The sequence below is a fragment of the Mycobacterium sp. NGS15 genome, assembly GCF_059813245.1.
In genome coordinates this window covers 187,607-202,740 of record NZ_JCALEF010000003.1, presented here as the reverse complement: position 1 = coordinate 202,740, position 15,134 = coordinate 187,607, and the positions used below count along the sequence as shown (strand labels likewise).

Annotated in this window: 17 protein-coding genes; 5 read left to right on the top strand and 12 right to left on the bottom strand. The window is 64.8% G+C overall.

Annotated elements, in window-relative coordinates; all coding sequences use genetic code 11:
* The first annotated feature begins 64 nt into the window (after nt 1-64).
* On the top strand, nt 65-841 hold the full coding sequence (locus AC5Y5C_RS08655) for a DUF5666 domain-containing protein (protein WP_499970992.1): 777 nt from the start codon (nt 65-67) through the stop codon (nt 839-841).
* Here AC5Y5C_RS08655 and AC5Y5C_RS08650 read toward each other — a convergent pair.
* The 7 genes from AC5Y5C_RS08650 to AC5Y5C_RS08620 are packed head-to-tail and all read right to left on the bottom strand — an operon-like array spanning nt 838 to nt 6,999.
* Nucleotides 838-1,182: a metal-sulfur cluster assembly factor gene (locus AC5Y5C_RS08650; RefSeq protein WP_499970990.1), complete on the bottom strand. Its 345-nt coding sequence runs from the start codon at nt 1,180-1,182 to the stop codon at nt 838-840. The two genes, AC5Y5C_RS08655 and AC5Y5C_RS08650, sit on opposite strands and share 4 nt — an antisense overlap.
* On the bottom strand, nt 1,179-1,631 hold the full coding sequence (gene sufU, locus AC5Y5C_RS08645; protein WP_499970989.1) for a Fe-S cluster assembly sulfur transfer protein SufU: 453 nt from the start codon (nt 1,629-1,631) through the stop codon (nt 1,179-1,181). Before sufU ends, AC5Y5C_RS08650 begins: the two co-directional genes overlap by 4 nt.
* Nucleotides 1,632-1,637: 6 nt before the next feature.
* Entirely contained in the window at nt 1,638-2,918 is a 1,281-nt protein-coding gene (locus AC5Y5C_RS08640) for a cysteine desulfurase (protein ID WP_499970988.1), read from the bottom strand.
* A gap of 2 nt (nt 2,919-2,920) precedes the next feature.
* On the bottom strand, nt 2,921-3,685 hold the full coding sequence (sufC, locus tag AC5Y5C_RS08635; protein ID WP_499970986.1) for a Fe-S cluster assembly ATPase SufC: 765 nt from the start codon (nt 3,683-3,685) through the stop codon (nt 2,921-2,923).
* Between the two features lie 21 nt (nt 3,686-3,706).
* A complete protein-coding gene (gene sufD / locus AC5Y5C_RS08630) occupies nt 3,707-4,894 on the bottom strand; it encodes a Fe-S cluster assembly protein SufD (RefSeq protein ID WP_499970985.1) in 1,188 nt (395 codons plus the stop codon).
* Nucleotides 4,895-4,897: 3 nt separating this feature from the next.
* Nucleotides 4,898-6,325: a Fe-S cluster assembly protein SufB gene (gene sufB, locus AC5Y5C_RS08625; RefSeq protein ID WP_499970983.1), complete on the bottom strand. Its 1,428-nt coding sequence runs from the start codon at nt 6,323-6,325 to the stop codon at nt 4,898-4,900.
* Entirely contained in the window at nt 6,322-6,999 is a 678-nt protein-coding gene (locus tag AC5Y5C_RS08620; protein WP_499971803.1) for a helix-turn-helix transcriptional regulator, read from the bottom strand. Before AC5Y5C_RS08620 ends, sufB begins: the two co-directional genes overlap by 4 nt.
* Nucleotides 7,000-7,273: 274 nt before the next feature.
* Between AC5Y5C_RS08620 and mptB the strand changes: the two genes are divergently transcribed.
* The 3 genes from mptB to AC5Y5C_RS08605 are packed head-to-tail and all read left to right on the top strand — an operon-like array spanning nt 7,274 to nt 10,699.
* On the top strand, nt 7,274-9,067 hold the full coding sequence (gene mptB, locus AC5Y5C_RS08615) for a polyprenol phosphomannose-dependent alpha 1,6 mannosyltransferase MptB (RefSeq protein ID WP_499970982.1): 1,794 nt from the start codon (nt 7,274-7,276) through the stop codon (nt 9,065-9,067).
* Nucleotides 9,009-9,908 (top strand): ABC transporter ATP-binding protein, encoded by a 900-nt coding sequence (locus AC5Y5C_RS08610; RefSeq protein WP_499971801.1) that lies wholly within the window; start codon nt 9,009-9,011, stop codon nt 9,906-9,908. Before mptB ends, AC5Y5C_RS08610 begins: the two co-directional genes overlap by 59 nt.
* Complete coding sequence (locus AC5Y5C_RS08605; protein WP_499970981.1) at nt 9,905-10,699, top strand: ABC transporter permease; 795 nt, start codon at nt 9,905-9,907, stop codon at nt 10,697-10,699. The genes AC5Y5C_RS08610 and AC5Y5C_RS08605 overlap by 4 nt, the downstream gene beginning before the upstream one ends.
* A gap of 39 nt (nt 10,700-10,738) precedes the next feature.
* Here the strand turns inward: AC5Y5C_RS08605 and AC5Y5C_RS08600 are convergent, their stop codons facing one another.
* From AC5Y5C_RS08600 to AC5Y5C_RS08590, 3 genes are all read right to left on the bottom strand, one after another.
* Nucleotides 10,739-11,302, bottom strand: coding sequence for a TetR/AcrR family transcriptional regulator (locus AC5Y5C_RS08600; protein WP_499970980.1), 564 nt, complete (start codon nt 11,300-11,302; stop codon nt 10,739-10,741).
* A gap of 99 nt (nt 11,303-11,401) precedes the next feature.
* Nucleotides 11,402-11,617: a hypothetical protein gene (locus AC5Y5C_RS08595; RefSeq protein WP_499970978.1), complete on the bottom strand. Its 216-nt coding sequence runs from the start codon at nt 11,615-11,617 to the stop codon at nt 11,402-11,404.
* 17 nt (nt 11,618-11,634) lie between these two features.
* Nucleotides 11,635-12,708, bottom strand: a complete 1,074-nt coding sequence (locus AC5Y5C_RS08590) for an oxygenase MpaB family protein (protein ID WP_499970977.1) — start codon at nt 12,706-12,708, stop codon at nt 11,635-11,637.
* Between the two features lie 233 nt (nt 12,709-12,941).
* Here AC5Y5C_RS08590 and AC5Y5C_RS08585 point away from each other — a divergent pair, with 233 nt between their 5' ends.
* Complete coding sequence (locus AC5Y5C_RS08585) at nt 12,942-13,886, top strand: COX15/CtaA family protein (protein WP_499971799.1); 945 nt, start codon at nt 12,942-12,944, stop codon at nt 13,884-13,886.
* On the opposite strand, the gene AC5Y5C_RS08580 is transcribed toward AC5Y5C_RS08585, so the two are convergent.
* Entirely contained in the window at nt 13,839-14,804 is a 966-nt protein-coding gene (locus AC5Y5C_RS08580; protein WP_499970976.1) for an ATP-grasp domain-containing protein, read from the bottom strand. The two genes, AC5Y5C_RS08585 and AC5Y5C_RS08580, sit on opposite strands and share 48 nt — an antisense overlap.
* Nucleotides 14,786-15,118, bottom strand: a complete 333-nt coding sequence (locus AC5Y5C_RS08575) for a hypothetical protein (RefSeq protein ID WP_078295837.1) — start codon at nt 15,116-15,118, stop codon at nt 14,786-14,788. Before AC5Y5C_RS08575 ends, AC5Y5C_RS08580 begins: the two co-directional genes overlap by 19 nt.
* Nucleotides 15,119-15,134: the final 16 nt, after the last annotated feature.

Genomic DNA, 15,134 nt, shown 5'->3' with positions numbered 1-15,134 from the left:
GCCCAACCTCAGCCAGCACAAGCACGCTGAGGTGTGTCCTATTCGTCAACCATGGAGAACATCGATGTCCCCAACCCAGATACTCACCCGACCACGATTCGCCCGCAGCGCCCTGTTCGCGCTCGCCGGACTGACTGCGCTCTCGGTGGCCGCGTGCGGCTCGCCTTCCGATACCAACAGCACAGCGACAAAGTCGTCGGCCCCGGCCACCTCTTCGGCCGCGCATCAGGGTGAGCGCAACGACAAGGACCACCTGATGGGACTTATCGCCTCGGTGTCCGGTAACACCATTCAGGTGACCAAGAAGGACGGCACCGCGACCATCGGGTTCGGCCAGTCGACGAAGGTCTCCGAGATCACTGCAGCGCAATTGCCGGACGTCACCGCGGGGAGCTGTATTGCCGCCATGGCACAACAGGACTCGAACCCGCCCACCGCCCGTCGCGTGATGATCTGGCCGGCCACTGACGGTAACTGCACGAGGTCACACGCCAAGGACTCACAGGATTCCGCGTCTCCCACCCCCACGTCCGGTAAACGCGCCGAGCCTCAGGGGGTTCACGGAACAGTCGCCTCGGTCAGTGGGAACACGATCACGGTCAGTAGCACCAACCCGAATGACGGAGCCGCCACCCAGGTGACTGTGGCCGTGAACAACGACACCGCTTACGCCAAGCGTGCCCCGGTAGAGCAGAGTGCCATCGCCGCAGGCAAGTGCATCGCCGCGCACGGAGCCGATGACGCATCCGGAAATGTGCAGGCCTCGACGATCACCCTGCGCGCGGCCAAGGACGGTTCCTGCGAGGGACCTGATGGCCGTGCAGGCCACCACGAGCGCTAGACCGTGAAGCCCAGGGCCCGGAGCTGCTCCCGACCGTCGTCGGTGATCTTGTCCGGGCCCCACGGCGGCACCCAGACCCAGTTGATCTTGATCTCGTTGACCAGTCCCGCTCCTACCAGCGCGTTACGCGACTGATCCTCGATGACGTCGGTCAATGGACATGCCGCCGAGGTGAGCGTCATGTCGATGGTGGCGACCTTGCCGCTCTCGCCCTCGTCGACGTTGAGCCCGTAAACAAGCCCCAGATCGACGACGTTGATACCGAGCTCGGGGTCGACAACATCACGCATCGCCTCCTCGAGATCTTCCAGAAGCTTCACTTCCGCTGACACTTCGGTCATCGCTTCACCTCTTCTGCGTTCGTGGCCTGGACGAGCGCGTCTTTGAATGCCATCCATCCTAGGAGCGCACACTTCACGCGGGCTGGATACCGCGAAACCCCCGCGAAGGCAATGCCGTCGCCAATGATGTCCTCGTCCCCGTCGATCGTCCCGCGCGAGGAGATCATTTCGTTGAACGAAGCCACCGTCTTGAGCGCTTCGTCCACCGTCAGCCCGATCACCTGGTCCGTCAACACCGAGGTCGCGGCCTGACTGATCGAGCATCCCTGCCCGTCGTAGGACACGTCCGCGATCGTGTTGTCATCCAAGGCGACTCGCAGGGTTACCTCGTCACCACAGGTGGGGTTCACATGGTGCACTTCGGCCGCGAACGGCTCACGCAGCCCGCGGTGATGCGGATGCTTGTAGTGATCCAGGATGACTTCCTGGTACATCTGCTCAAGTCGCATGCTCGGTCAGTCCCCCGTCGCTGCGCTCGCCCCGACGCCGAAGAACTCCTGCGCGCGGCGGACTCCGGCGACCAGTCGGTCGACTTCATCCAGCGTGTTGTAGACCGCGAAAGAGGCACGAGCGCTCGCCGCGATGCCGAACTGCCGGTGCAGCGGCCAGGCGCAGTGATGTCCAACGCGTACCGCGACACCCTCATCATCGAGAACCTGTCCCAGATCGTGCGCGTGGATGCCGTCCACCACGAAGGAGACCGCGCCTCCACGGTCGATGTTCTCGGTGGGGCCGATGATGCGGACGCCCTCGACATCTCCGAGCCCGGCGAGTGCGGCCGACACCAGCTGATGCTCATGCGCGGCAACGGCTTCCATGCCAATCGCATTCAGGTAATCAACGGCAGCGCCGAGTCCGACCACCTGGGAGGTCATCGGGACCCCGGCCTCGAATCGCTGGGGTGGCGGCGCGTAGGTACTGGCCTCCATGGTGACCGTCTCGATCATGGAACCACCCGTGATGAACGGGGGCATGGCCTCCAGCAGTTCGCGACGGCCGTACAGCACGCCCACGCCCGACGGCCCGAGCATCTTGTGCCCGGAGAAGGCCGCGTAGTCGACGCCCAGTTCCCGGAAATTCACCGGCATGTGCGGAACGGACTGGCAGGCATCCAGAACAACAAGGGCACCGACGGATTTCGCGCGGCGCACCAACTCGTCAACGGGGGCAATCGCACCAGTCACATTGGACTGGTGGGTGAACGCGACGACCTTGACGGCCTCGGTGAGCTCGAGCGAGTCGAGATCGATGCGGCCGTCGCCGGTGACTGCGTACCAGCGCAGGGTGGCGCCGGTGCGGCGGCAGAGCTCTTGCCAGGGCACCAGATTCGCGTGGTGCTCCAGCTCGGTGATCACCACTTCGTCACCCGGTCCCACCGCGCGATCGAACCGGTCGTCGCCGAGGGTATACGCCACCAGGTTCAGCGATTCGGTGGCGTTCTTGGTGAAGACGATCTCGCCGTCGTCGACGCCCACAAAGCGGGCGATCGCGTCGCGCGCTCCCTCGTAGGCGTCGGTGGCTTCCTCGGCGAGCTGGTGAGCACCGCGATGTACCGCGGCGTTGCGCTCGGTAAGGAAGACCCGCTCGGCATCGAGTACCTGGTTAGGCCGCTGCGAGGTCGCACCGGAATCCAGGTACACCAACGGCTTACCGCCGCGCACCGTTCGGCTCAGGATCGGGAAGTCATCCCTGATCTGCGAGATCCGAGTGGTGTCCAGCGGCACGGTGGCCGTCACGGTCAGGCTCCCACCGCTTGGGCAAAGCGGACGTAGCCGTTTTCCTCCAGCTCGTCGGCCAGCTCGGGGCCGCCCGACTCGACGATGCGCCCGCCAACGAAGACGTGCACGAACTGCGGCTGGATGTAGCGCAGGATGCGGGTGTAGTGGGTGATGAGCAGAACGCCACCATGCTCGCGCTCGGCGTACCGATTGACACCCTCGGACACGATCCGCAGGGCATCGACATCGAGGCCGGAATCCGTCTCATCCAGGATGGCGATCTTCGGCTTAAGCAACCCCAACTGCAGGATCTCGTGGCGCTTCTTCTCGCCACCCGAAAAGCCCTCGTTGACGCTGCGCTCGGCGAAGGCGGAGTCGATCTCCAACTCCCCCATGGCTTCCTTGACTTCCTTGATCCAGTGCCGCAGCTTCGGCGCCTCGCCGCGGACGGCGGTGGCGGCAGTGCGCAGGAAGTTCGACATCGACACTCCCGGCACCTCGATCGGGTACTGCATGGCCAGGAAGAGACCCGCACGGGCACGCTCGTCCACGGACAGTTCCAGCACGTCCTGCCCGTCGAGAGTGATCGACCCCGAGGTCACCTCGTACTTGGGGTGTCCGGCGATGGCATAGGACAGTGTGGACTTGCCGGAGCCGTTGGGGCCCATCACCGCATGGGTCTCCCCCGAGTTCACCGTCAGGTTGACGCCCTTGAGGATCTCGATGGTTTCGCCTTCATTGGGCGAGATGCTGACGTGCAGGTCCTTGATTTCCAGAGTGGTCATGAGTTGCTTTCTATCTACGAGTTATTGAGCGGTCGTTTGCAGTTCTTGTTCGATGGCCGCGGTAAGGCGGTCTCGCACTGACTCGATCCCGATCCGGCCAATGATGTCCTGGAAGAAACCGCGCACCACCAAACGGCGCGCGTCCTCCTCGGCGATACCGCGCGAGCGCAGGTAGAACAGCTGCTCGTCATCGAATCGCCCGGTGGCACTGGCGTGCCCGGCCCCGGCGATCTCACCGGTCTCGATTTCGAGGTTGGGCACCGAGTCGGCCCGAGCGCCGTCGGTGAGGATCAGATTGCGGTTCAGCTCGAAGGTGTCGGTTCCGGTTGCCTCGGCGCGGATGAGCACGTCGCCGATCCAGACGGTGTGCGCGTCTGCTCGACCGGATTTGGGGTCTCCCTGCAGTGCACCCTTGTACGTGACATGCGAACGGCAGTTGGGTTGGGCGTGGTCGACCAGCAGCCGGTGCTCGAAGAACTGACCGTCGTCGGCGTAGTAGAGACCCAGCAGCTCGGCGTCGCCTCCCGGCGCCTCGAACCGGACGGTGCCGGTGAGGCGAACCACATCACCACCGAGGGTGACGGCGATATGGCGCAACACCGCGTCCTTGCCCAGCTTGGCGTGATGCGCGCTGACATGCACGGCGTCATCGGCCCAGTCGGCGATCGAGACGACGGTCAGCCGAGATGCGTCCTCGAGCAGGAATTCGACATTCTCGGCATATGTTCCGCTGCCGCGATAGTCGATGACCACGAGCGACTCCGACAATTCACCAGCTCGCACCTGCAGATGCCCATAGGCCACCTCTCCGGCACCGGGGCCGGTCACGGCGATCTCGATCGGATCTGCGACCACAGCCTGCTTACCGACCGAGACCACGGTGGCGGACGAGAACGCGGAGTATGCCTGTGCGGCAACCCGATCCGACGGAACCCCGCCCTTGCCGAGCCGTTCGTCGGCGCGATCAACCGTCTCGACGGTGACGCCGTCACCACCGGTGACTCCCACGGACGGATCTGCCGTCGCGACAGCGGATCCGTCGTGCAGGCCGCGCAGGCGGCGAAGCGGGGTGAACCGCCACAGCTCGTCACGGCCACCGGGTACCTCGAAGGCCTCGACGTCGTAGGAGCTGAACAGTTCGCCCTTGTTCGCGGAGGCCAACGTCCCGCCGTTGTTGGAGCCCTCGACAGCTTGAGTCAACTGCGTCATGACTTAACCGACCGAACCTTCCATTTGCAGCTCGATGAGCCGGTTGAGTTCGAGCGCGTACTCCATCGGCAGTTCCTTCGCGATCGGCTCGACGAACCCGCGCACCACCATGGCCATCGCCTCGTCCTCGGTCATACCGCGGCTCATCAGGTAGAACAACTGATCGTCGCTGACCTTCGAAACGGTCGCCTCATGCCCCATGGTGACGTCGTCCTCTCGGATGTCGACGTACGGGTAGGTGTCACTGCGGCTGATCGAGTCGACAAGCAGCGCATCGCATTTCACCGTCGAACGGGAACCGTGCGCGCCCTTGTTGACCTGGACCAGCCCACGGTAGGAGGCACGCCCCCCGCCCCGCGCCACCGACTTGGAGACGATATTGCTCGACGTATTCGGCGCGAGGTGCAGCATCTTGGCGCCGGTGTCCTGGTGTTGTCCCTCGCCGGCGAAGGCGACCGACAACACCTCACCCTTGGCGTGTTCACCGGTCATCCACACGGCCGGGTACTTCATGGTGACCTTGGAGCCGATGTTGCCGTCGACCCATTCCATGGTGGCCCCCGCCTCGGCGCGGGCTCGCTTGGTGACCAGGTTGAACACATTGTTCGACCAGTTCTGGATGGTCGTGTAGCGGCAGCGCCCGCCCGGCTTGACGATGATTTCCACCACGGCCGAGTGCAGCGAATCAGACTTGTAGATCGGCGCGGTACATCCCTCGACGTAGTGCACGTAGGCGTTCTCGTCGACGATGATGAGCGTCCGCTCGAACTGGCCCATGTTCTCGGTGTTGATGCGGAAGTAGGCCTGCAGCGGAATATCGACCTTCACTCCCGGCGGCACGTAGATGAACGAGCCACCCGACCACACCGCGGTATTGAGCGCGGAGAACTTGTTGTCTCCGGCCGGGATAACGCTGCCGAAGTACTCCTTGAAGATCTCCGGGTGCTCGCGCAGGCCCGAGTCGGTATCCAGGAAGATCACGCCCTGGGCCTCCAGGTCCTCCCGGATCGAGTGATAGACGACCTCCGACTCGTACTGTGCGGCAACACCGGACACCAGGCGCTGCTTCTCGGCTTCGGGGATACCGAGGCGGTCGTACGTGTTCTTGATGTCGGCGGGCAGATCGTCCCATGTGGCAGCCTGCTTCTCGCTGGACCGCACGAAGTACTTGATGTTGTCGAAATCGATGCCCTCAAGGTTCGATCCCCAGTTCGGCATCGGCTTCTTGTCGAAGGTGCGCAGCGCCTTCAAACGGACATCGAGCATCCACTCGGGTTCGCTCTTCTTCGACGAGATGTCACGCACCACGGCCTCAGACAGACCACGCTGCGCGCTGGCTCCGGCTGCATCGGAGTCAGACCAGCCATAGCCGTAATTGCCCAGTGACGCGATCGTCTCGTCCTGGGTCAGCACCTCACGCTCGAGGGTCATCGTGACTCCTTACTGGTCGTTGTACTGGTCGTTGCATCCGGCGCGGGGCTGGGCGCCAGAGTTGTAGATAAGTGCAGGGGAATGTGCGTCGTGCAGGCACAGTCGCCGTTGGCGATGGTGGCCAGCCGCTGTACATGTGTTCCCAACACCTCGGCGAAGGCCTGTTGTTCCGCCTCGCAGAGTTCGGGGAACTCGGCGGCCACATGTGATACCGGACAGTGATGCTGGCATATCTGCACACCACTGGAGGAGCCGCCCGCTCCACCGACTCGCTGGGTGCTGGCCGCGTACCCGGCCTTGGTCAGCGCAGTGGCCACCTGATCCACCGCAACCTCGGTGTCGTCAAACGGTGCACCGGCCACGACATCACTCAAGATCGCGTCGATACGACGCCGCGCGAAGGTACGCACCGCGTCGTCGCCGCCGATCTCGCGCAGCTGGCGCATGGCGGCCGATGCCAGGTCGTCGTAGGCGTGGTTGAGCTTGGCGCGACCGTCCGCGGTGAGCTGGAACCGCTTGGCCGGGCGCCCTCGGCCGTTGTGCTGCCACGCGGCCGCTGGATTCGAGACGGCGTCACCTGCTTCAATCAACGCGTCGAGGTGGCGGCGCACACCCTGAGGCGACAGACCGAGCCGCTCCCCGATCTCACCCGCCGTGACCGGCCCGGACTCCATAAGCAGCCGCACCACGGCGACGCGTGTCTGACCGTCATGTGACACAGTCGGGGCGGCCTCCAGCACCTGCGACACGGCCGTTCCAGACGTCGCTACCGACGTCCCTGGAGAGGCCACTGGAGAGGCCTGGCCGAATTTCACAACACCAGTGTGACGCAATTCGGAATGCCGCGTCTAGCAAGGGTTACCTATGTTGAGCGCCGCCGGGCCGGCCGGACAGGCCCCGCCCGGCCGGTTCCACGGGGCGGGCATGACGGGCCGATACGCTGCTGGCGTGTCGGTACGTGGTCAGTGGCTGAGCTCGTCGCTGTCGCATCTGCATGATGACGAGCGTTCGTCGGCGCCGCTGAATGCGCGTGAGCTCACGGCCATGAACCGAACTCGGCTGTTCGGCGCCACCGGAACGGCCCTCATGGCCATCGGTGCGCTCGGTGCCGGTGCCCGTCCCGTCATCCAGGACCCTATCTTCGGGGTCCGGCTACTCAACCTGCCGTCGCGGATCCAGACGGTGTCCCTGACGATGACGACAACGGGCGCCGTGATGATGACGTTGGCCTGGCTCATGGTGGGGCGCTTCGCCATCGGCAGCCTGCGCAACAAAAACGCCAACGGCGAACGTGGACCGGTCCGGCGGATGTCCCGCGGCCAGCTGGACCGAACCCTGCTGCTGTGGATTCTGCCGCTGCTCGTTGCGCCGCCGATGTACTCCAAGGACGTGTACTCGTATCTGGCGCAGAGCCAGATCGCGCGGCTCGGCAAAGATCCGTATACCGAAGGCCCGGCGGTCGCCCTTGGCCTGGACCACGTGTTCACGCTGTCTGTGCCCAGCCTGTGGCGAGAAACACCTGCCCCGTACGGTCCGTTGTTCCTGTGGATCGGCAAGGGCATCTCGCGGCTCACCGGCGATGACATCGTCGCCGGGGCGCTGTGCCATCGACTTGTCGAACTGCTCGGGGTACTGCTGATCATCTGGGCGACGCCCCGTCTGGCCCAGCGCTGCGGCGTCGCGGAGGTCAGCGCGCTCTGGCTCGGCGCGGCGAATCCGCTGCTGCTGATGCACCTTGTCGCGGGAATCCACAACGAGGCGCTGATGCTGGGCCTGATGCTGGCCGGCACCGAGCTGGCCATGCGCGGTGTCGATTCGGCGCGCTCGCTTGTGGGGGGCGCACTCAGGTTGAATCCGTTGAAGCCACGCGGCCGCGCCGAATGGGCCACCTGGGCGCCGCTGGGTAACCTCCTGGCCGGCACCGTGCTGATCACCGCATCTTCACAGGTCAAACTCCCCTCCCTGCTGGCTCTGGGCTTCGTCGGCATGGCGCTGGCACGCCGATGGGGCGGCGGCGTTCGCGGTCTCTTCCAGGCCGGGGCGCTACTGGGCACCGTCACCGGCGCCTGCACGGTCCTCATCGGATCGGCCAGCGGGCTCGGGTTCGGCTGGGTGTACACACTCGGCACCGCGAACGCCGTCCGCAGCTGGATGTCGCCGCCGACCCTGGTCGCCCTGGGCACCGGGCAGGTCGGAATCCTGCTCGGTCTCGGCGATCACACCACCGCGATACTGTCGCTGACCCGTGGGATCGGCATCGGCATCATCGGTATCGCGGTGTCGTGGCTGCTGTTGGCCGTGCTGCGCGGTCGGCTGCACCCTGTTGGCGGGCTGGGTGTCGCGCTAGGCATCACGGTGCTGCTGTTTCCGGTGGTTCAACCCTGGTACCTGCTGTGGGCAATCATCCCGCTGGCCGCGTGGGCCACCCGTCCCGCATTCCGTGGGACGGCAATCGGCATCACCCTGCTCGTAGGCATTTTCGGGCCCACCGCCAACGGCGACAGGTTCGCGCTGTTCCAGATCATCGACGCGACAGTGGCGAGTGCCATCATCGCGCTACTGCTCATCGCTATCACGCACGACTATCTGCCGTGGCGTCGGCTGCCTAACGGTGACGAAGGCGCGCCGCTTACGCTGACTGACCGTGACGCAACCACCGACAAGGACGGCACCACCGGTGCGGATGCGGTCGGTGACGAAGCGGTACGGGACAACGACAGCACTCCACAGCCTCAACCTTGAGGTAGAGCAGGCCCAGGTCTTCGCATTGCTCGGCCCCAATGGTGCCGGCAAAACCACGACCGTCGAATTGTGCGAGGGCTTCTTGCATCCCGACGAGGGCACCGTCGAGGTGCTGGGCATGGATCCAGTCGCGAAGAACTCGGCGGTGCGCGCACGTATCGGTGTGATGCTGCAGGGCGGCGGCGCCTACCCCACCGCGCGGGCCAGCGAGATGCTCAGTCTCGTCGCCTCGTATTCAGCCAATCCGCTTGACCCACAATGGCTTCTGGACACTCTTGGGCTGACGGACGCCGCCCGCACCCCCTATCGGCGTCTATCCGGAGGGCAGCAGCAGCGCCTCGCGCTGGCATGCGCACTGGTGGGCCGGCCCGAGCTGGTGTTCCTCGACGAGCCGACCGCCGGTATGGATGCGCACGCCCGGCTGGTGGTGTGGGAACTCATTGACTGTCTGCGGCGCGACGGCGTTTCGGTGGTGCTGACCACCCACCACATGAAGGAAGCCGAGGAGCTTGCCGACCAGCTGATGATCATCGACCACGGTGCGGTGGTGGCGGCCGGGACGCCGTCGGAACTCATGCAGTCCGGCGCCGAGAATCAGTTGCGCTTCTCCGCCCCCCCACGACTGGATCTGGCCCTGCTCACCTCCGCACTACCCGAGGGATACAAGGTCGCCGAGGTCACTCCCGGCGAGTACCGCGTAGAAGGCGTCGTCGACCCACAAGTGCTGGCCACCGTCACCGCCTGGTGTGCCCGGATGGATGTGCTGACCACGGACCTGCGGGTGGAGAAACGCAGTCTCGAGGATGTGTTCCTGGAACTAACCGGCAGGGAATTGCGATGACCGACACCACACCCCGTTTCGATCCGGGCACCTTCAGGCCGGACCCGCGGCCCAGCGCGGTGCGCACCATGCTGTTCGCACAGTTCTGGCTGGAACTCAAGCTGCTGCTCCGCAATGGCGAACAGCTGCTGCTCACCATGTTCATCCCGATCACCCTGCTCATCGGACTGACACTGCTGCCACTGGGCCAATTCCCCGGCTCGCGTACCGACATCTTCGTGCCCGCCATCATGGCGCTGGCGGTCATCTCCACCGCCTTTACGGGGCAGGCCATCGCCGTCGGGTTCGATCGCCGCTACGGTGCGCTGAAGCGGTTGGGCGCCACCGCATTACCTGTGTGGGGCATCATCGCCGGCAAGGCGCTGGCGGTCGTCACGGTGGTGGTCTTACAAGCCGCGGTCATCGGCGCGATCGGCGGGGCGCTGGGTTGGCGCCCTCATCCGTTGGGGCTGCTCCTCGGCGCCGTGGTCATTGCCCTCGGCACCGCGACGTTCGCGGCGATGGGGCTCCTACTCGGCGGCACGCTGCGCGCGGAAATCGTGCTGGCCCTTGCGAATCTGCTGTGGTTCATTTTCGCCGGCTTAGGGGCGTTGACACTGGAGGACGGTCGCACCACCGACGCGATCCCCCATGCCGTGGTGCTGCTAGCCCGGCTGTCGCCCTCCGGCGCCCTCTCCGAGGCACTGGCGGCGGCCATGACACTTTCGGTGGACTGGTTCGCGCTTGCGGTCCTCGCCGTGTGGGGCTCGCTCGCCGGTTACGGGGCGCTACGCTGGTTCCGATTCACCTGATCCGATGAGAACTCGGTTAGTCGTGCGGATACCTCGCTCTTAGCCAGGAGTGGCCCGCAATGCCCGGTACGCGGCTCGGCCGACGATTTCGGCCAGGTCCGCGGCCGACCATCGCGGTTCGGGACTGAGCATCAACCGTATGGCCCCCTCGCTGATCGCCAGGAGCGTTTCCACCAGCGGGGGCATAACAAAGTCGACATCGCGGACCTGCCACCGCTGCAACAGGGGTCGCATGACTTCGCAGATCTGCGCCCGGATCTGTGCCCGCCCCTGCGAAATAGCCTCGGCAAGAACGGGATCTGACTGTGCCGCCGCGATGATCTGCCACGAGGCCGGGCGTCCGGCAACGTCGCCCAGCAGAGCTCCGAATCCATCGACGAACATCTGCTCGACGGAGCCTGTGCGCCGTGGCGGAAGGATGGCACGCAGACTGGTGAGAGCCAGCCGCGTTTCGCGCTCCAACAGTTGCGTCAGTACCTCACTTCGCCCGTTGTAGCACGCATACACAACGGGGCGGGTGACGCCCATGCGCGTGGCGATGGCAGCCATCGTCACATTCGCCACGCCCTCTTCAGCGGTAATCTGCAGGGCCGTATCCAGCACCTGCGCCCGCCTGCGCTCCGGTCCGAGATGTTCGGCCCGGGCGCGCGGATTCGTCGAGGCTGGCGGCGCAGTGACGGTGTCCTCCTACGGATGGCCCGGCTACTGCAGATACACGTTGGCGATGATGAGCACCGGCCAGGCGACAATTTCTCCCAGCATAGAGAACAGCTTGTCCAATCCGGTGAGTTGTCCAAGGTGGTCACGGTGGGTCATCGCCCAGATCACGCCGATCACGAAGTACGGCAAGCCAACGACGATCGCCAGATAGACGAGCTGGCGGATGCTGAGGCGACGGTCGAGCAGATCCTTGATCATGGTGTGTTCCTTCTCAATCATCCAACGGTGCCGAGAATCGGCTCCGACTCCCTGATTCCCTCGTCGCTGGGAGCTTGTCCCTCTCCCAAGACGCGCGCCTTCTGCCTATCCCGGAGTCCACGGTGCGCCTGGCTCGGAATCTCATAGCCGTAAAGCTCCTGAGCCTCCCTGGGCGTCATGGTGATCGGGCTTTTGGGCGGTACCGACAGCAGCACGCGGGCGCCGATGGGCACGGTGCCAGGTGAGATCAACCGGAGCAGGATCAATTGCAGCCGTTTGCTCATGCTGATGGCCGTGAATGCAGCGCTAATCGGTGGCACGATCGCCGCATCGAGCAGGGGGGCAACGCTTAGCCCGGCCATCTCCCGCATCCACCGAGGCATGGTCGCCAAGGTGCCCCGGCGCAAGAACCATGTGATCACCTTGGTGAACGGGCGCAACACCAGCGGCATCGGCGGCAGCATCACCTCGGCGCTGAGCAAGTGCCGCATCGCCTGTCGGGCGATATCAGAGCCGAGGAGTAGCGGCCGCATCATCTCGAAGTATTCGCTTATCCCCTCACGCGTTCGGGGAATGTCACGCGGGTCGCATGTCTGCAATTCGGCGGCACGGGCGCATTCGGTCCAGAACTGCGTTTCTTCCCAGTCAGAAAGCCGCCCTGGGCCGTACTTCTCGTAGGCGAGCAGAATCGAATGCCAGGCCGTGAGATGAATCCACAACTGCGATGCGGGATTGTTCGCGTCGTAGTTCTCACCGGTGACCGGATCGACGCCGATAGCCTTGGAATGAATTTTGACCAGAACATCCGCTGCCTTGGCTGTCGACCTGCTGTCATCAAAGGCGACCATCGCGAAGTACCGCAAGGTCCGGTCATAACGGGTCCGTGGCCGCGCATAGATCTCATGCGTCTTATCCACGGCCGCAATCAATCCGGGATCGAGTTCCTCGATCACCACGGCACGCTGAAATCCGATGGACAGTGACGTCGGGTAGCTCCACACGCGCCATGACACCGATTCGGGGCCAAAGAAGCCGTAGTCCTCAGCAGGTTCAACCTTCGGTAGTGACAGCCACTCCCGGATCACACTCACAGGCCCGCTCCCTCGGCATCAGTAATCCTACGACATGTAGGAATTTAATACACCGTGTAGGATTCATCACCGGGTCGCTTACGTCAAGGGGTCGCGCGTCAAACAATTGCCCCACCGCCCGAACCCAACATGCACATGAGATCCGCAGTGATTACTACAAGGCGTAGTTGGCAGTGGCATAGACTCATTGCGTGCTATATCGGGCGTTTTTGCGGGTAGTCGATCTACTGCCGATGCCGAGCCTGCGGACGCAGCGCCTCATTGCCGCGGCGGTAGTGCTGACCCAGGGCGGAATCGCCGTGACCGGCGCCGTAGTTCGCGTCACCGCATCCGGCCTGGGGTGCCCCACCTGGCCACAGTGCTTCCCGGGGAGTTTCACCCCCGTCGCCGTCGCCGAGGTGCCGCACATCCACCAGGCCGTCGAATTCGGCAACCGGATGATCAGCTTTCTGGTGGTCATCACCGCCGCGTTGGCAGTACTCGCCGTCACACGGGCTCGCCGCCGGCGCGAGGTCCTGGTGTACGCCTGGCTGATGCCGGCCTCCACGGTCCTGCAGGCGGTCATCGGTGGCATCACCGTGCTGACCGGCCTGCTGTGGTGGACGGTGGCGATCCATCTGCTGGTATCGATGGGCATGGTGTGGCTGGCAACGCTGCTCTACGTGAAAATCGGTGAGCCAGACGTCATTTCCGATTTCCCCATGGTGCCGCCGCCTCCCGCGCCACTACGCCGACTGACCGCGCTGATCGGCGTGACATTGGCCGCGGTCCTGGTGGCCGGAACGCTGGTGACCGGAGCAGGGCCACATGCCGGCGACAAAAGCGTCAACCGTGTGGTGCCCCGGTTGCAGGTCGAGATCACCACATTGGTGCATCTGCACGGCACACTGCTCATCGCCTACCTGGCACTGCTCCTGGGGCTGGGATTCGGACTGGCGGCCGTCGGTGTGACGAGACACATCTGGGCGCGGTTCACGGTGCTGGCGGCACTCACCCTGACCCAGGGCCTCGTGGGCGTCGTGCAGTTCTACACGGGTGTGCCCGCGGTGCTCGTCGCCGTCCACGTCGCGGGTGCGGCTGCATGCACGGCGGCCACCGCTGCGCTGTGGGCGGCGCTGACCTCCCCGGCGCTAGCGGCGTCCGTGCTGCCCCAGCGGACCCAGGCCCAAACGCTCTAACGCGTCCTCGACACCGATCACGAACTTTCGTTGCGCCAAGTCGCGCTCCTCGGTCTCCAGCTGACGCCAGCCCAGAGAGGGCTCGACCAACTCCAGCTCCAGCAGACGTGGGGCGTCGTCATGCACCCCGCCGATGACGTCGACTCGCGCGTAGAGCAGCTCTGTCATGCCGATCCCGGCCTTGGTGGCCGCGGCCGCCAGTGCCGCGGCACCGAATTTCCACAACGCCGACGACGGCTTCACCGGCGCCAGCCGCTCGGAGTGGAACAGGCCCGACTCGTCGACCTCGGCGGCGGCACCCGGCGGCGGTAGCAACGCCCCCTTGGTAAACGCATGGGATGGTTCGCCGTTGAGGAAGACCAACGCCGTCTCGCCGTGCACATCGACACGCGGATCGTAGGGCTGGATGAGAACCGTACGGCCCTCATCTTGCAGCGCCTCAGCATGATTACGTGCGGACTCCGGGCATGTGAAGCGGCCCGCACCGCGCGATCCACCGGCGACCGCGGGCTTGATCACCAGTTCGCCGTCGGGCAGGATTATGGGCTCATCGGGCGCGAAGAAAGTGCTCGGAACCGTTGGAATACCGGCTGCGGCAAGATCATTCAGGTAGCGCTTGTCGGTGTTCCACCGCAGCACAGGTAGCGGGTTGAGCACATTACGCACCGACCCGGCCCATTGCAGGAATTCGTCCAGGCGTTCGGGGTAGTCCCAGGTAGCGCGCAGGATCACCAGATCGGCCTGTGCCGCCTCGGGGTCATCCCAAGACAGCCAGCGGGCGTGCAAATCGCGAACACGCAACGCGGCAACCAGTTCGGCGTCGTCACCATCACCGGAGACGAGCTGTGGGCAACCGGCCAGAACGATGCGCGGATGGAAGATATCCGGCCGTCCCAGCCTTACGTCCGGGCGACCCACCCGGCCATCTTCTTGGCGTGACCCGGTGCCGGATTGGCGGTGCTGACCAATTCGCGGTCCCATTCCTCGACGGGCTCGATGCCTTCGACAGCGGCCACGGCGGCGTGTGCGGTAGCGAGGTCGGCGACCACCTGATCACCCAGGATGCCGTCGGCACCGACCAGGGTGATCCGGACACCGGCCTGCCCGACGGGCTGCAACACGGCCTTGGTGGGCATGTGGTGCGCCTTCACGAATGCGGTCAGTGCGCGGTGCACCGAGGGAGAGACAGACACCTTCCGCTGCTTCTCGGCTGGCTGGGCTTCGTCGGTCATATGTAGAGCGTACGTG

Coding starts and splice junctions, on each gene's coding strand:
- AC5Y5C_RS08595 (WP_499970978.1), bottom strand. CDS start 11,617: ATGATCAAGGATCTGCTCGACCGTCGCCTCAGCATCCGCCAGCTCGTC.
- sufB (WP_499970983.1), bottom strand. CDS start 6,325: ATGACCCTCGAGCGTGAGGTGCTGACCCAGGACGAGACGATCGCGTCA.
- AC5Y5C_RS08575 (WP_078295837.1), bottom strand. CDS start 15,118: ATGACCGACGAAGCCCAGCCAGCCGAGAAGCAGCGGAAGGTGTCTGTC.
- sufU (WP_499970989.1), bottom strand. CDS start 1,631: ATGCGACTTGAGCAGATGTACCAGGAAGTCATCCTGGATCACTACAAG.
- AC5Y5C_RS08620 (WP_499971803.1), bottom strand. CDS start 6,999: ATGGAGTCCGGGCCGGTCACGGCGGGTGAGATCGGGGAGCGGCTCGGT.
- AC5Y5C_RS08650 (WP_499970990.1), bottom strand. CDS start 1,182: ATGACCGAAGTGTCAGCGGAAGTGAAGCTTCTGGAAGATCTCGAGGAG.
- AC5Y5C_RS08585 (WP_499971799.1), top strand. CDS start 12,942: ATGCCGAGCCTGCGGACGCAGCGCCTCATTGCCGCGGCGGTAGTGCTG.
- AC5Y5C_RS08610 (WP_499971801.1), top strand. CDS start 9,009: ATGCGGTCGGTGACGAAGCGGTACGGGACAACGACAGCACTCCACAGC.
- AC5Y5C_RS08655 (WP_499970992.1), top strand. CDS start 65: ATGTCCCCAACCCAGATACTCACCCGACCACGATTCGCCCGCAGCGCC.
- sufC (WP_499970986.1), bottom strand. CDS start 3,685: ATGACCACTCTGGAAATCAAGGACCTGCACGTCAGCATCTCGCCCAAT.
- sufD (WP_499970985.1), bottom strand. CDS start 4,894: ATGACGCAGTTGACTCAAGCTGTCGAGGGCTCCAACAACGGCGGGACG.
- AC5Y5C_RS08605 (WP_499970981.1), top strand. CDS start 9,905: ATGACCGACACCACACCCCGTTTCGATCCGGGCACCTTCAGGCCGGAC.